General features: G+C 45.1%; 15 protein-coding genes and 1 pseudogene. All 16 read left to right on the forward strand.

The genetic code is table 11. The features are described from left to right. Positions 1–6: 6 nt before the first annotated feature. Complete coding sequence (gene wcaJ / locus WM46_RS02870; RefSeq protein ID WP_102601359.1) at positions 7–1401, forward strand: undecaprenyl-phosphate glucose phosphotransferase; 1395 nt, start codon at positions 7–9, stop codon at positions 1399–1401. A 9-nt stretch (positions 1402–1410) separates the two neighbouring features. Continuing rightward, complete coding sequence (gene wzxC, locus WM46_RS02875; RefSeq protein ID WP_061074645.1) at positions 1411–2889, forward strand: colanic acid undecaprenyl disphosphate flippase WzxC; 1479 nt, start codon at positions 1411–1413, stop codon at positions 2887–2889. 109 nt (positions 2890–2998) lie between these two features. Beyond that, on the forward strand, positions 2999–4279 hold the full coding sequence (wcaK, locus tag WM46_RS02880) for a colanic acid biosynthesis pyruvyl transferase WcaK (RefSeq protein WP_061074644.1): 1281 nt from the start codon (positions 2999–3001) through the stop codon (positions 4277–4279). After that, the gene (wcaL, locus tag WM46_RS02885; RefSeq protein ID WP_102601360.1) at positions 4276–5496 is read left to right on the forward strand and encodes a colanic acid biosynthesis glycosyltransferase WcaL; all 1221 of its coding nucleotides are present in this window, start codon (positions 4276–4278) and stop codon (positions 5494–5496) included. The genes wcaK and wcaL overlap by 4 nt, the downstream gene beginning before the upstream one ends. Positions 5497–5507: 11 nt before the next feature. Continuing rightward, positions 5508–6926, forward strand: coding sequence for a colanic acid biosynthesis protein WcaM (wcaM, locus tag WM46_RS02890; RefSeq protein ID WP_102601361.1), 1419 nt, complete (start codon positions 5508–5510; stop codon positions 6924–6926). Between the two features lie 137 nt (positions 6927–7063). After that, a complete protein-coding gene (locus tag WM46_RS02895; RefSeq protein ID WP_102601362.1) occupies positions 7064–8059 on the forward strand; it encodes an NAD-dependent epimerase/dehydratase family protein in 996 nt (331 codons plus the stop codon). A gap of 242 nt (positions 8060–8301) precedes the next feature. After that, complete coding sequence (galF, locus tag WM46_RS02900) at positions 8302–9195, forward strand: UTP--glucose-1-phosphate uridylyltransferase GalF (protein ID WP_102601363.1); 894 nt, start codon at positions 8302–8304, stop codon at positions 9193–9195. Positions 9196–9608: 413 nt separating this feature from the next. After that, complete coding sequence (locus WM46_RS02905; protein WP_102601364.1) at positions 9609–10526, forward strand: glycosyltransferase; 918 nt, start codon at positions 9609–9611, stop codon at positions 10524–10526. A gap of 13 nt (positions 10527–10539) precedes the next feature. Further along, positions 10540–11589 (forward strand): dTDP-glucose 4,6-dehydratase, encoded by a 1050-nt coding sequence (rfbB, locus tag WM46_RS02910; RefSeq protein ID WP_102601365.1) that lies wholly within the window; start codon positions 10540–10542, stop codon positions 11587–11589. Positions 11590–11625: 36 nt separating this feature from the next. Next, on the forward strand, positions 11626–12324 hold the full coding sequence (locus WM46_RS02915; RefSeq protein WP_102601366.1) for a cytidylyltransferase domain-containing protein: 699 nt from the start codon (positions 11626–11628) through the stop codon (positions 12322–12324). Beyond that, entirely contained in the window at positions 12314–13000 is a 687-nt protein-coding gene (locus WM46_RS02920; protein WP_102601367.1) for an inositol monophosphatase family protein, read from the forward strand. The genes WM46_RS02915 and WM46_RS02920 overlap by 11 nt, the downstream gene beginning before the upstream one ends. Continuing rightward, a complete protein-coding gene (locus WM46_RS26550) occupies positions 12993–13355 on the forward strand; it encodes a hypothetical protein (protein ID WP_262360445.1) in 363 nt (120 codons plus the stop codon). The genes WM46_RS02920 and WM46_RS26550 overlap by 8 nt, the downstream gene beginning before the upstream one ends. A gap of 371 nt (positions 13356–13726) precedes the next feature. Continuing rightward, complete coding sequence (locus WM46_RS26555; RefSeq protein ID WP_262360446.1) at positions 13727–14581, forward strand: N-acetylneuraminate synthase family protein; 855 nt, start codon at positions 13727–13729, stop codon at positions 14579–14581. Positions 14582–14589: 8 nt separating this feature from the next. Beyond that, on the forward strand, positions 14590–15489 hold the full coding sequence (rfbA, locus tag WM46_RS02930) for a glucose-1-phosphate thymidylyltransferase RfbA (protein WP_102601368.1): 900 nt from the start codon (positions 14590–14592) through the stop codon (positions 15487–15489). Continuing rightward, positions 15489–16045, forward strand: a pseudogene (rfbC, locus tag WM46_RS02935) (dTDP-4-dehydrorhamnose 3,5-epimerase). The gene rfbA and the pseudogene rfbC overlap by 1 nt, the downstream one beginning before the upstream one ends. Next, on the forward strand, positions 16042–16854 hold the full coding sequence (locus tag WM46_RS02940; RefSeq protein ID WP_102601369.1) for an NAD-dependent epimerase/dehydratase family protein: 813 nt from the start codon (positions 16042–16044) through the stop codon (positions 16852–16854). The pseudogene rfbC and the gene WM46_RS02940 overlap by 4 nt, the downstream one beginning before the upstream one ends. Positions 16855–16859: the final 5 nt, after the last annotated feature.

Raw genomic sequence — 16859 nt, forward strand, 5'->3', positions numbered from 1 at the left:
ACAACGATGACAAATCTAAAAAAGCGCGAACGGGCCAAAACCAATGCATCGTTAATCTCTATGGTGCAACGCTTTTCAGATATCACCATCATGTTTGGCGGGCTGTGGGTCGTCTGCGAAGTCAGTGGATTGCCTTTCCTGTATATGCACCTGTTGGTGGCGCTGATCACGTTGGTTGTTTTTCAGATGCTGGGTGGCATAACCGATTTCTATCGCTCATGGCGCGGCGTCAAAATTTCCACTGAACTGACTCTCCTGCTGCAAAACTGGACGCTGAGCCTCGTCTTCAGCGCCGGTCTGGTCGCGTTTAATGCCGATTTTGATAACCGTCTCGCCATCTGGCTGGCGTGGTATCTGCTGACCAGCGTCGGGCTTGTCTTTTGTCGATCATTTATTCGCTACGGCGCAGGCTGGCTGCGTCATCGTGGCTATAACACGCGTCGGGTGGCGGTCGCGGGCGATCTGCCTGCCGGGCAGTCGTTGCTCGACAGCTTTCGCAATGAACCGTGGCTGGGATTTGAAGTGGTCGGCGTCTATCACGACCCGAAACCGGGTGGCGTGACGTCAGACTGGGCAGGGAACTTAGATCAGCTGGTTGAAGATGCCAAAGCCTCACGCATTCATAACGTTTATATCGCCATGTCGATGTGCGACGGTGCGCGGGTGAAAAAACTGGTGCGCGAACTGGCGGATACCACCTGTTCGGTGATCCTCATTCCGGACGTGTTTACCTTTAACATTCTGCATTCCCGTATCGAAGAGGTGAGCGGCGTGCCGGTGGTGCCGCTGTATGACACGCCGCTGTCGGGTATCAATCGCCTGCTCAAGCGTGCGGAAGATATCGTGCTGGCGTTGCTGATTCTGCTGCTGATCTCCCCGGTGCTGTGCTGCATTGCGCTGGCGGTGAAGCTGAGTTCGCCGGGGCCGATCATCTTCCGTCAGACCCGTTATGGCATGGACGGTAAACCGATCAAAGTATGGAAATTCCGCTCAATGAAGGTGATGGAAAACGACAAGGTCGTCACACAGGCGACGCAGAACGATCCGCGTGTTACCCGAGTGGGGAATTTCCTGCGTCGTACCTCGCTGGATGAACTGCCGCAGTTTATTAATGTGCTGACCGGTGGGATGTCTATCGTCGGGCCGCGCCCACATGCGGTGGCGCATAACGAACAGTATCGTCAACTGATTGAAGGCTACATGCTGCGCCATAAGGTCAAGCCGGGGATCACCGGTTGGGCGCAAATCAACGGCTGGCGCGGTGAGACCGACACGCTGGAGAAAATGGAAAAACGCGTGGAGTACGATCTGGAGTACATCCGCGAGTGGAGCGTGTGGTTCGACATCAAGATCGTTTTTCTGACGGTGTTCAAGGGCTTTGTTAACAAAGCGGCGTACTGAGGAACGGTCATGAGCTTACGTGAAAAAACCATCAGCGGCGCGAAGTGGTCGGCTATTGCCACGGTGATCATTATCAGTCTTGGGCTTATCCAGATGACGGTATTGGCGCGGATCGTCGATAACCACCAGTTCGGCCTGCTGACCGTATCGCTGGTGATCATTGCGCTGGCCGATACATTGTCTGACTTCGGTATTGCCAACTCCATTATTCAGCGCAAGGAGATAAGCCATCTTGAGCTGACCACGCTGTACTGGCTGAACGTCGGGTTGGGAATCATCGTCTGTGTGGCGGTCTTCCTGCTTAGCGATGTGATTGGCAATGTGCTGCATAACCCGGATCTGGCGCCGCTGATTAAAACGCTGTCGCTGGCGTTTGTGGTGATCCCGCACGGGCAGCAGTTCCGCGCGCTGATGCAGAAAGAGCTGGAATTCAACAAGATTGGGATGATTGAAACCAGTTCCGTACTGGCGGGCTTTACGTTTACCGTTGTCAGCGCGCATTTCTGGCCGCTGGCCATGACCGCCATTCTCGGTTATCTGGTAAACAGCGCGGTGCGCACGCTGTTGTTTGGCTATTTTGGTCGCAAGATTTACCGTCCAGGTCTGCACTTTTCGTTGGCGTCCGTCTCGTCCAATTTGCGCTTTGGCGCGTGGCTGACGGCGGACAGCATCATCAACTACGTCAATACCAACCTTTCCACGCTGGTGCTGGCGCGCATTCTCGGGGCCGGCGTCGCAGGGGGCTATAACCTGGCGTACAACGTGGCGGTGGTGCCGCCGATGAAGCTTAACCCCATCATCACCCGCGTGCTGTTTCCGGCGTTTGCCAAAATTCAGGACGACACCCAGAAGCTGCGCGTGAATTTCTACAAGCTGCTTTCCGTGGTGGGGATCATTAACTTCCCGGCGCTGCTTGGCCTGATGGTGGTTGCCAATAATTTTGTGCCACTGGTCTTTGGCGAGAAGTGGAACAGCATTATTCCTGTGCTGCAACTGCTGTGCGTGGTGGGGCTGCTGCGCTCGGTCGGCAATCCGATTGGCTCGCTGTTGATGGCGAAAGCGCGCGTGGACATCAGCTTTAAATTCAATGTCTTTAAAACGTTCCTGTTCATCCCGGCGATTATTGTCGGCGGGCAGATGGCGGGCGCAATTGGCGTGACGCTGGGCTTCCTGCTGGTGCAAATCATCAACACGATTCTGAGCTACTTCGTCATGATCAAACCGGTGCTGGGCTCCAGCTATCGTCAGTACATTCTGAGTCTGTGGCTGCCGTTCTATCTCTCATTGCCGACGCTGGCAGTGAGTTATGGGCTGGGTATTGCGCTGCAGGGACATCTGTCACTGAGCGTGCTGTTGGCGACGCAAATTGTCGCCGGTGCGCTGGCGTTCGCGGTGATGCTTGTACTTTCGCGCCATCCACTGGTTGTGGAGATGAAGCGCCAGTTTTGTCGCAGCGAAAAAATGAAAACCTTGCTTCGTGCAGGATAAGTTTTGCCGGATGGCGACGGTTACACGTCTTATCCGGCCTACGAAGTCAATGACCTGTAGGCCGGATAAGGCAACAGCCACCATCCGGCAACGATTTTAAGAGGGTGAAATGAAATTATTGATTCTGGGCAACCATACCTGCGGCAACCGTGGCGACAGTGCGATTTTACGCGGTCTGCTGGACGCCATTCATCGCCTCGAACCTGACGCGGAAGTGGATGTCATGAGCCGCTACCCGGTGAGTTCGTCCTGGCTTTTGAATCGCCCGGTGATGGGCGATCCGCTTTTTTTACAGATGAAACAGCACAACAGCGCGGCAGGCGTGGTCGGGCGAGTGAAAAAAGTCCTCCGTCGTCGCTATCAGCACCAGGTGCTGCTTTCCCGCGTTACCGATACCGGCAAGTTGCGAAACATCGCGATTGCTCAGGGTTTTACCGATTTCGTGCGTTTGCTTTCGGGTTATGACGCTATCGTTCAGGTGGGCGGTTCGTTCTTCGTCGATCTGTATGGTGTTCCGCAATTTGAACACGCGCTGTGTACCTTTATGGCGAAAAAACCGCTGTACATGGTCGGCCACAGCGTCGGTCCGTTCCAGGATCCGCAATTTAATCAACTGGCTAACTATGTTTTCGGCCACTGTGATGCGCTGATCCTGCGGGAGTCGGTCAGCCTGGAACTCATGAAACGCAGTGAAATCACCCGCGAAAAAGTGGAACACGGCGTGGATACCGCGTGGCTGGTGGATCATCATGAAGCGGACTTTGAGCCGGGGTACGCGGTGCGCCACTGGCTGGATGTGGCGGCGCAGCAGAAAACGGTGGCGATTACCCTGCGCGAACTGGCGCCGTTTGATAAACGGCTGGGTACCACGCAGGAGGCTTATGAGAAGGCCTTCGCCGGTGTGGTAAACCGCATCCTGGATGAGGGATACCAGGTCATTGCGTTGTCCACCTGTACCGGCATCGACAGCTATAACAAAGATGACCGCATGGTGGCGCTGAATCTGCGCCAGTACGTCAGCGATCCGACGCGTTACCACGTGGTGATGGATGAACTGAATGACCTGGAGATGGGCAAGATCCTCGGCGCATGCGAGCTGACGGTCGGCACACGACTGCATTCCGCCATTATCTCGATGAACTTCGCGACGCCTGCTATCGCGATTAATTACGAGCACAAATCGGCGGGCATCATGCAGCAACTGGGGATGCCGGAGATGGCGATAGATATCCGTCATCTGCTGGATGGCAGTCTGCAGGCGATGGTGGCGGATACCCTCGGACAGCTACCGCAGATCAATGATCGTCTTGCGCAGGCGGTGCGTCGCGAGCGCGAACAGGGATACCGCATGGTGGAGTCAGTGTTAACGCGCATCGGGGAGGGGAAATGAAGGTCAGCTTTTTTTTACTGAAATTTCCGCTGTCGTCGGAAACCTTCGTCCTCAACCAGATTACCGCGTTTATCGACATGGGTTTTGACGTTGAGATCGTCGCCCTGCAAAAAGGCGACACGCAAAATACACATGCCGCCTGGGAAAAATATGGCCTGGCGGCCAGAACGCGCTGGTTGCAGGACGAGCCGCAGGGTCGTCTGGCAAAGCTGCGCACTCGGGCGGTGAAAACGCTGCCGGGACTGCACCGGGCGGCGACGTGGAAATCGCTTAACTTTTCTCGCTACGGCGATGAATCGCGCAATCTGATCCTCTCGTCGATCTGTGCGCAGGTCAGTCAACCCCTGCGCGCGGACGTCTTTATCGCCCACTTTGGCCCGGCGGGCGTGACGGCGGCGAAGCTGCGCGAGCTGGGCGTTATTCAGGGCAAGATTGCGACGATTTTTCACGGTATTGATATTTCCAGTCGGGAAGTGCTTAACCATTACACCCCGGAGTACCAGCAACTGTTCCGTCGTGGCGACCTGATGCTGCCGATTAGCGATCTCTGGGCCGGACGGCTGAGAAGCATGGGCTGTCCGCCGGAGAAGATTGCCGTTTCGCGGATGGGCGTGGATATGACGCGCTTTACGCACCGGCCAGTGAAAGCTCCCGGTACGCCGCTGGAGATGATCTCTGTTGCGCGGCTGACTGAGAAAAAAGGGCTGCATGTGGCGATAGAGGCCTGCCGCCAGTTGAAGGAGCAGGGCGTGGCGTTTCGTTATCGCATTCTGGGCATGGGGCCCTGGGAACGGCGATTGCGCACGTTGATTGAGCAGTATCAACTCGATGATGTGATTGATATGCCGGGATTTAAGCCCAGCCATGAAGTGAAAGCAATGCTGGATAATGCGGATGTCTTTCTGTTGCCGTCGATTACCGGCACGGATGGCGACATGGAAGGGATCCCGGTGGTGCTGATGGAAGCGATGGCGGTGGGGATCCCGGTGGTCTCTACCGTTCACAGCGGGATCCCGGAACTGGTGGATGCCGGAGAATCCGGCTGGCTGGTCCCGGAAAACGACGCCCGTGCGCTGGCGCAACAGCTCGCGTCGTTCAGTCAACTTGACCACCAGACGCTGGAACCGATCATCCAGCGCGCGCGTGAAAAAGTTGAACATGATTTTAACCAGCAGGTGATCAATCGTCAGTTGGCCAGCCTGCTGCAAACGATGTAAACCGAGGTTGTATGCCAGAGAAAACACTCTCCCGACGTACCTTCCTGACGGCAAGCTCTGCGCTTGCCGTACTTCCTGTCCTCCATTCACCTTTTGCCCGCGCCGTTGCGTCCCGCAAAACCGTCAATATTCAGGATTACAATGCGAAAGACTGGATTGCCTCCTTTAAACAGGCCTTCAGCGACGCAGAGACCGTGGTGGTGCCAGCGGGACTGGTGTGCGAGAACATCAATACCGGCATTTTTATCCCACCGGGAAAAACGCTGCATGTGCTGGGCCGCCTGAGCGGTAATGGGCGCGGTCGCTTTGTGCTGCAGGAGGGATGCCAGGTCACTGGCGAGAAGGGCGGCAGCCTGCACAATATTACGCTGGATGTCCGCGGTTCCGACTGCGCGATTACCGATCTTACGATGAGTGGTTTCGGACCGGTGACGCAAATTTATATCGGCGGGAAAAAGCCGCGCGTGATGCGCAATCTGGTCATCGATAATCTCACCGTAACCCAGGCCAACTATGCGATTCTGCGCCAGGGATTCCACAATCAGGTTGATGGCGCGCGTATTATCCACTGCCGTTTCAGCGATTTGCAGGGTGACGCCATCGAATGGAATGTCGCCATTAACGATCGCAATATCCTGATTTCCGACCACGTCATTGAACGGATTAACTGTACCAATGGCAAGATTAACTGGGGGATTGGTATTGGGCTCGCGGGGAGCACCTACGACAACACCTATCCCGAACAGCAGACGGTCAAAAACTTTGTAGTTGCCAACATTACCGGATCTGATTGTCGGCAGCTGGTGCATGTCGAGAACGGCAAACATTTTGTGATTCGCAATGTGAAGGCGAAGAACATCACCCCGGATTTCAGCAAAAAGGCAGGCATCGACAACGCGACGGTCGCCATTTACGGCTGTGATAATTTCGTGATTGATAATGTCGATATGGTCAACAGTGCCGGGATGCTTATTGGCTATGGCGTAGTCAAAGGGAAATATCTCTCCATCCCACAAAATTTCAAACTCAATAATATCTCCCTCGATAACACGCAGCTTGAATACAAATTGCGCGGTATTCAGATTTCGTCGGGTAATGCCACCTCCTTCGTTGCACTGACCAACATCGAGATGAAACGGGCGACGCTGGAGTTGCACAATCAGCCGCAGCATCTCTTTCTGCGCAATATCAGAGTGATGCAGGCGTCGGCAACCGGCCCGGCGCTGAAGATGCACTTTGACCTGCGCAAAGATGTGCGCGGTAAGTTTATGGCGAAAGACGACACGCTGCTGTCGCTGGCAAACGTACACGCGGTGAATGAGAAAGGGCAAAGCTCAGTGGATATCGACCGCATAAACCATCATGTGGTGAATGTGGATGCGATCAACTTCCGGTTACCGGAGGGGAGGGGGGGATGCAACCCGCCATAATCTTACTGGATATCATGTGTTAAAAGATTATAATTGCGGAATTACCGTTAAAGCTGGGGCTGGGCAGCGCTGACTACTCAGGGAAGATTCTCATCTTTATCTTGTGTTTTTGTCTTAATAACCAGACTAAGTGATTTATGAACGATAACGTTTTGCTCATCGGAGCCTCCGGGTTTGTTGGAACGCGCCTCCTTGAAACCGCCGTTGCTGACTTTAACATCAAAAATCTGGATAAACAGCAAAGCCATTTCTATCCGGAAATCACACAAATTGGTGATGTTCGCGATCAACAAGCACTGGATCAGGCGCTTTCGGGTTTTGATACCGTAGTCCTGTTGGCGGCAGAGCATCGTGATGATGTGAGCCCAACCTCTCTTTACTATGATGTTAATGTCCAGGGGACGCGCAATGTTCTTGCTGCCATGGAGAAAAATGGTGTCAATAACATCATTTTTACGAGTTCTGTTGCTGTATATGGTCTGAACAAAAATAACCCCGATGAAACGCATCCACACGACCCCTTCAACCACTATGGTAAAAGTAAGTGGCAGGCTGAAGAAGTGCTTCGCGAATGGCATGCAAAAGCACCTGATGAGCGATCACTGACCATCGTTCGTCCAACGGTGATATTCGGTGAGCGTAACCGCGGCAATGTTTATAATCTGCTTAAGCAGATTGCGGGCGGGAAATTCATGATGGTTGGGTCTGGCACTAACTATAAGTCTATGGCTTATGTTGGCAATATCGTTGAATTTATTAAGTATAAGCTTAAGAATGTACAGCCAGGCTATGACGTCTACAATTATGTAGATAAACCTGATCTGAACATGAACCAGCTTGTTACGGAAGTTGAACAGAGTCTGGGCAAAAAGATCCCTTCGGCGCATCTACCGTATCCATTAGGCATGCTTGGGGGATACTGTTTTGATGTTCTAAGTAAACTCACCGGGAAGAAATTTGCGGTAAGTTCTGTTCGGGTCAAAAAATTCTGTGCTACCACGCAGTTCGATGCGACTAAGGTTCACTCTTCAGGATTTGTTGCGCCTTATACCCTTTCTCAGGGGCTGGACAGAACGTTAAAGTTCGAATTTGTCCATGATAAGAAAGACGACATTACGTTTGTTTCCGAGTAATACATGACGTTAAAGTGATTGCACTGCTACCTACGATAATTCGGAAAGCGACTAAGGTATTGTAAGCAGAGAAGGTTTTCCGAGTTATCTGAGTTAAACCTCACGTTGATGAAGTGTAGTGTGAGAAGACATTTTATCTCAACGGTGTGAGTTCAATTACGCCAAGAGAGAAGGAGGCCTGGAACTGACTAGCACATGGCAAGGGCCCAGACTTCATCAGCCATTCAAAGGTAGGATAGATAATGACGAATTTAAAAGCAGTTATCCCGGTAGCAGGACTCGGTATGCACATGTTGCCTGCCACCAAGGCAATTCCCAAAGAGATGCTGCCGATCGTCGACAAACCAATGATTCAATATATCGTTGACGAAATCGTAGCTGCAGGGATCAAAGAAATCCTCCTGGTCACTCACGCGTCTAAAAATGCCGTTGAGAACCATTTCGACACCTCCTATGAACTGGAATCACTCCTTGAGCAGCGCGTTAAGCGTCAACTGCTGGCAGAAGTGCAGTCTATTTGTCCACCTGGCGTAACTATCATGAACGTACGCCAGGCGCAACCGCTGGGATTGGGCCACTCCATTCTTTGCGCGCGTCCGGCGATTGGCGATAACCCTTTTGTAGTGGTTTTGCCAGATATCATCATTGATACTGCTAGTGCTGATCCGCTACGGTATAATCTTGCCGCGATGGTTGCACGTTTTGAAGAAACTGGACGTAGCCAGGTGCTGGCGAAACGTATGCCGGGTGACCTTTCCGAGTACTCCGTCATCCAGACGAAAGATCCGCTGGATAATGAAGGCAAGGTGAGCCGTATTGTCGAGTTTATTGAGAAACCGGATCAGCCGCAGACGCTGGATTCTGATCTCATGGCCGTTGGGCGTTATGTCCTCTCTGCGGATATCTGGGCTGAACTCGAAAGAACCGAACCCGGCGCCTGGGGTCGTATCCAGTTGACCGATGCGATTGCAGAACTTGCGAAAAAACAATCTGTTGATGCCATGTTAATGACAGGTGACAGCTACGACTGCGGTAAAAAATTGGGCTACATGCAGGCGTTTGTTAAGTACGGATTGCGCAACCTGAAAGAGGGGGCGAAGTTCCGCAAAGGCATTGAGAAGTTGCTTAACGAGTAAGCTTAAAAATTAAACGGTCCAGCAGATCGTAAAAACGAATAACGGTAGTCAACATTCGACGGGGTGATGCAGATATGCCCGAAATGTTGCTACCGTTTTTATTTTCAAAAATAATTCATAATTTCATTGGGTTAACTGCAAAATTTAGCACTGTTTTTTATAATATTTCTTCTTGTTTCTGACATCAATTGGTAAGACAATTAGGGTTTGAGTTTAGCGGCTTTGCACGAGAGAAAGCAGAGCTCAATGCGTCTGTGAGAGCACGCAGTGCACTGGTAGCTGTAAAGCCAGGGGCGGTAGCGTGGCAAAAAATAATTAGAACCGACTTCAGTTGCATTATCTTTTAAGAGAGCAGTAACTTCAATAACTATGTGGGTTTTATATACAAATCAATTAATTTTTGGTGGATATTCGTGAATAACAAAATAGTTGTGATAGTGGTGACATTTAATCGCAAAGAATTATTAAAAAAAGTGTTAAATTCACTTTTCAATCAAAGCTTAAAAATTGACCGCATTATTGTTGTTGATAACAACAGTAATGATGGTACAGAGGAGATGGTTTGTTCTTTAAATTCTGATCAAATCCAATATCATAATACTGGTGGAAATCTAGGCGGTTCAGGAGGTTTCTATGAAGGTTTCTCCTTGGCAGAACAACATGATTTTGATTATTTATGGTTAATGGATGACGATTTCTTACCAAATACAGATTGCCTTGAACGAATGTTGGATAAGCAACCTACAGGTATAGTTCAACCTGTCAGATATAATTTAGATGGAACTTGCGCTGAGTTATCACCTATAACTTATGATCTTCAAAAGACGTTTTCTCTGAGTCCGAAAGGAAAAACTGTCAAATCGTATATTGAAGAGCAGAATTCATTACCAGAATTAATTACAATTGAGGCTATACCATTTGAAGGCCCCTTAATTCCCAAAGAAGTTGTAAATATAGTTGGAAAACCTGAACCACGTTTTTTTATTTTTTGTGATGATATAGATTATGCCATCAGAGCTAAAAATGCAGGAGTCTCAATTGTTTGTGATATGGGGGCCAAGGCAACAAGATTATTAGTTAATAATCAAAATAATGATATGTTGTCATGGAAAGGATATTTCATGCTCAGAAATTTATTTCATCTCCATAAGAAACATGGTAAAAATTTTATAATTAGAAATAAACCGATAGTACTTGCAATTGGTTATGGAATGTTATGTTTTCTCAAAGGGGAATGGAAACAAATAAGGGTTGTTTGGAATGCCTTCTTAGACTCCACGAAATTAAAAAATACAGAAAGTCACAAACCACGTCCTAAAATAAAATCTTAAAAAGAAACCTTACATGAAAATAATTGTTACTGGAGGCGCAGGATTTATAGGTTCTGCTTTAGTGCGCTATCTAATCCATGAGACAGAACATACAGTTTTGAATATTGATAATTTGACATATGCTGGTAACTTACATTCGCTAGATTCCGTAAGGAATAATGAGCGTTATAGTTTTAAAAAAATAGATATCTGTGATTCTTCGAGTATTGAAAGTGCAATTAAGTATTTTTGTCCCGATGCAATAATGCATTTAGCCGCTGAAAGTCATGTTGATCGTTCAATATATGGACCCAAGAAATTTATAATAACTAATGTATTAGGTACATATTGTTTACTAGAAGGTGCGAAAAAGTATTGGATGAATTTAAATGGTGACAAAAAAAAGGACTTTAGATTTCATCATATATCAACTGATGAGGTATATGGCGACTTACCTCATCCAGATTACGACTGCTTTAATTATCAAAATTCTTTGCCTCTTTTTAAGGAAAGTTCAAATTATGATCCTAGTAGCCCATATTCAGCATCAAAAGCAGCAAGTGATCATTTGGTTAGGGCATGGTATCGAACTTATAATTTCCCAACTATTGTCACAAATTGTTCAAACAATTATGGTCCGTTCCATAACCCGGAAAAACTAATTCCAAAAATAATACTGAATGCAATAAATAAAAATAATATACCAATTTATGGCAAAGGTGATCAGATACGTGATTGGCTCTATGTAGAAGATCATGTCCAAGCATTATATGCTGTCCTAACTAAAGGGAAAATTGGAGATACATATAATATTGGTGGTTTCAACGAGGCAAGAAATTTAGATGTGGCGAATTTAATCTGTGATATTGTAGATGAATATTTGCCAATTTCAGGATTTAAAAGAAGAGAACTTATTACTTATGTAGAAGATAGACCAGGGCACGATAAGCGCTATGCAATCGATAGTTCAAAAATTAGTGAACAATTAAACTGGAAACCAAAAGAGACATTCGACTCCGGGATTAGAAAAACTATTGCATGGTATATGAATAATAGTGAATGGGTGAAAACCAATAATTGCTAATGGCTCACTTAATATAACTTACTGGAGGTGATACAAATGTTAACATATGCGATAGTGCCTGCCCGCTCAGGATCGAAAGGATTACCTAATAAAAACATTAAAGAAATAGCAGGTAAACCTCTGCTTTCCTATAGCATTGAATTTGCTAAGCGTTTACCAAGTGTTAGCAAAGTAATCTGTAGTACAGATTCGGAAATGTATGCAGACATTGCTCGGAAGTATGGCGCTGAAGTACCATTTTTGAGAAGTCCGGAAGCGGCTAATGATACAGCAATGGAACAAGATATATTAAAAGATCTACGTTTGAAATTTAAAGAGCACAATATCGCTGAACCGGAATTGATTGTCTGGCTTAGGCCTACATTTGTGTTTAGAAATATAAATGATATCGAACATGGGATCGATATTTTAAGCAAAGATTCTTCTTACACGGCAGCCAGAACTGTCGTAGGTGCTGAGAATCGATTGTATACAGTAGAAAATGATGTGCTTACGCCATTATTTGATGATCATGGTAAATCTATGATTAGACGCCAAAACATGCCTAACGCTTATACTGTATTTAGTACGGATATCATCCGTTTTAAGGACCATGAGATTACGGATGATTTCCTAGGTAGGAAGGTATATCCAATCATATCTAATAAAATATGTGGGTTGGACATTGATGATGCTTTTGATTTTGAAATCGTAGATTCTGTTCTTACTGTTAAGGGGAACAACCATGTTTTGTAAAACTGTGATCGATAAAATAAAAGAAAATCTTGAAGAGATCTTATTACTAAGAGATACAAAGGTTAAAAAAGAAGATGACAGTTATGTTTCTCAAGGCGACTTGTTAGTTCAAAAGATAATTATAGAACAATGTAGTGAGATGCTACCAGCGCACAAAATAATTTCAGAAGAAATGGCTCCATTTGATAATGAAAAATGGGATGTGAATGGATCTTATGTAATCATTGATCCTATTGATGGAACTGAAAATTTTGTCAGCGGCCTGAAGGAGTGGGGGGTTGGTGTCTCAGTCTTCACTGAAGGCAGACATACACAGTCTTGCATATTTTTACCTGAGCTAAATGATATTCTTATTACTGGATATTCAATTACTAAATTTGAATCAAGAATATGTGGCCTTTCATCCTCTTTAAATAAAGAAGATTTAATGAAATTACCTACTGGGTTTGAATATCGGATCATTGGCTGCTCAATGTATAATATGTTAAATGCAGTGAAAGGTGCTTATTCCAGATTCGATAATGTTAAGGGCGTTAACTGTTGGGATATACTACCAGGACTTAATTTAGCTCTTGAGCACAACGTACCAGCGTTTATTGATGGGAATCGTTATCAAGGGGAAATTTTATTTCCTGTTAAAAAATATAAAGTATCAATAGGGAGGGGCTGTGAATAACGAAATCAAAAAAGTAATCTCACTTTTTATGGATAGTGGGAAGAAAAAGATCGCAATTATTGGTAAAGGTCCCTCGCTAGATGAAATAGAACGTGAATCATTAGATGATTTCTTTATAATAAACATTAATGATTCTGAATTAATTAAACCCGGTGATGTTTGCCTTTATGTTCATGAATGGGTAAAAAAATATTTTGAAAAAAATGAAAGGCTTTGTAAACTATACCTGACAGCAGAACCTGTCAAAAATGATCAGCGATTCTTACAAGTAGGTTATATTCCAGAAAACCCGGAAAACTATCGTCCAATTCAAGAGCGATTTTTGAAAAAGAATTTGTCCTCGAAGACGCTTTAATTATATCAGCAATAAAACTGAGTAATATTATTGCCGATAGTATTCGGGAGCGCATTTCCGTATTTCTTTTAGGTTTTGATTTTTCGATTAAAGATGGCTTTTCCTCTAAAATAAACCGGAATATCCATTTTGGCGAAAATGATTATCTTGAGAACCTTCTTGATAGCCAACAGGAATACTTAGGACTGCTGTTAAATCATAAAAACGAACTAGCTATTGATATTATACATGTAGGAAACAAAAGTTTTAGCAGCTTAAGTGTATTAAGTTTTAAAAGAGAAGCCAGTAATAATAAAAATGATATTACTAAACTTGATCTTATCCAGAAAACAAGAAATGATACTATTGGTGCAAACAATAGCACGGCGCCTGTGAGCAAAAGAGTAAAAATAGTCGCTGAGATTACAACTAATCACTTTGGTGATTTAAATCTATTGCAACGTATGATCGCATCTGCGGCAGAGGCTGGTGCTGATTATATTAAACTGCAAAAAAGGGATGTCGAGTCATTCTATACTCAAGATGAACTTAACAAACCTTATAATTCACCATTTGGTAAAACATTTAGAGATTACAGGAATGGCTTAGAACTGGATGAAAATGGATTTAACCTAGTTGAAAAATGGTGCAAGGAATATGGAATTAAATGGTTTGCCTCCGTGCTGGATTGGAAATCATATAATTTTATTAAAAAATTCTCACCAGAAATGATAAAGTTGCCGTCGACAATCTCTGAACATTCTGATTTTTTGAAACATGTTGCAAATGAATTTGCAGGAGAAGTTGTTATTTCTACAGGCATGACAACTCCAGAGTATGAGCAATTTATTATAAGTGAATTTGCTAAATGCAAAAAAATCTATCTCCTTCAATGTGTCTCGTCCTACCCGACTATGAATGAAGATGCAAACGTTGCTGTTGTCAGACATTATCATGATTTAAGTGTTCATTACCCTCAGATAATCCCGGGTTACTCTAGCCATGATATTGGTTCGTTATGCTGTCAGCTTGCAGTTGCAGCCGGTGGGATGATGATCGAAAAACATGTGAAGTATGGGAATACGCCATGGGCTCATTTTGATAATGTCGCTATTGATATGCTAACCGATAAATTTAAATTATTTGTCAAAGATATAAGATTAGCTGAGGTATGCTTGGGCGATGGACAAAAAAAAGTATTAAAAAGTGAACATCATAAATATAGATTGTCTGGTAGCTTAAAGTGAGGAAAAATATGAAGGGAATTATTCTTGCCGGTGGATCAGGAACCCGCCTTTATCCTCTGACTAAAGGAATATCGAAACAACTTCTGCCGGTCTATGATAAACCAATGATTTATTATCCTATGTCCACATTAATGTTGGCTGGCATCAGGGATATACTTATCATTACAACTCCTGACGACAGTGATAATTTTCAACGCCTGCTTGGAGATGGTTCAGAATTAGGCATCAATTTGACATATGCCATACAGGAGGCACCGGAAGGATTAGCACAAGCTTTCATTATTGGCGAAAGTTTCATAGGCAACGATAGCGTTTGTCTTATACTAGGGGACAACATTTTTTATGGTCAATCCTTTGGTCGAACGCTTACCGATGCTGCAAAACTAACTGATGGCGCAATTGTTTTTGGGTACCATGTTAAGGATCCAGAACGTTTTGGCGTAGTCGATTTTGATGAAAACAAAAAAGCATTAAGTATTGAAGAGAAGCCGAAAGTCCCTAGGTCAAACTGGGCTGTTACAGGTTTATATTTTTATGATAATGATGTTGTCACATTAGCAAAACAAATTCAGCCATCTCCACGAGGTGAGCTAGAAATCACAAGTATAAATCAGCTATACCTGAGTAAAGGTAAGTTAAAAGTTGAACTGTTGGGAAGGGGATTTGCGTGGTTGGATACCGGAACACATGCGAGTTTAAATGAGGCCTCCTCATTTGTCCAATCTATCGAACATGTGCAAGGGCTGAAGATTGCATGTCCGGAAGAAATAGCTTGGTGCAAGGGGTGGTTAAGCAGTGATGATCTCGCTGGGATTGCAGAAGCAATGATCAAGACTGATTATGGTCAGTATCTTAAATCACTTCTGGAAGATAAAACTCTTCAACTTTCACTGAAGGTGAATCGATAATGAAAGTCATGACGACAAAATTAGCAGATTGCGTCATTATACAACCAAAGATCTTTAGTGATTGCAGAGGCTTTTTTTTAGAAACGTTTAATGCTAATCGCTATGAGCAAGATGCTGGATAAACCTAAAATTTGTACAAGATAATCGCTCCCATTCTACCCGAGGGGTGTTGAGAGGTCTGCATTATCAAAAAACGAAACCACAAGGTAAACTGGTGACGGTACTTTCTGGTGAAGTCTTTGATGTTGCCGTTGATCTTCGTCGGGATTCGCCTACCTTTGGTAAGTTTGAAGCAGTGCTACTAACCGGTGAAAATAAGCTGCAATTCTATATACCGCCTGGATTTGCTCATGGATTTTGTGTCATAAGTGAACAGGCTGATTTTTTCTATAAATGCACGGATTTCTACGCTCCAGCCGATGAAGGCGGCCTTTTTTGGGATGATCCAGAAATAAATATCCCTTGGCCTATATCAAATCCTATCTTGTCTGAAAAAGACAAAAAAAATCCTACATTAAGTATAGTAAGAAATGAATTAATGTCAGAGGGAAAATGAAATATACAGTCTTCGGCGCTTCTGGATTTATTGGATCAGAATTAGCATTGTTCTTGAGAGATAATAATATCGATGTTTATACTCCTAAGAGAGACGATCCTGGGATATATACTCAGGAACTGGGGATTGTCATTTATTGTGCTGGGAATGGTGATTGCGGAAAACAACCATTAAATGTTCTGAACGCCAATACAGTACTGCTTTCAAGTATAATTACACGATGCAATTTTACCCGCCTAGTGTATTTATCATCAACACGGGTGTATATGAATTCGATGGATTCTAACGAGTCCGCTGATCTTATTGTTGGTGAAAGTGACAACCGAAGATTATTCAATCTAACTAAACTGGTCGCTGAAGAACTGTGCCTAAAAAGTGAAAAAGATTGTGTTATTGTCAGACCGGCAAATGTATATGGTAAAGCATTTTCCAGTCCGCTATTTTTACCAGCTATAACCCGAGATGCTATCTTAAATGGCGTTGTTAATATGTATGTCAGCCCTGAATATAATAAGGACTACGTCTCGGTGCATGACGTCGTTGATGCAATTTACTTTTTATCCCAAAATACGCTTAAACACCGTATTTATAATATTGCATCTGGAATAAATACGCGAGCTATAGAAATTGCAGAAATATTGCAGAAGAAAACCGCTTGTCAGATTGTATGGCATGAATCTAAGCAGGAGGAAATATTCCCTGTCACGAATATTAGTCGCTTAAAATCCGAAATGAATTTCGAACCCAAAAATGTTTTGGATGATATGAGCGGCATGATTGATAATTTCAGGGCCATAATAAATGCATAGCGGAA

Source organism: Citrobacter freundii complex sp. CFNIH2 (assembly GCF_002880615.1).
GTDB lineage: Bacteria > Pseudomonadota > Gammaproteobacteria > Enterobacterales > Enterobacteriaceae > Citrobacter_A > Citrobacter_A amalonaticus_F.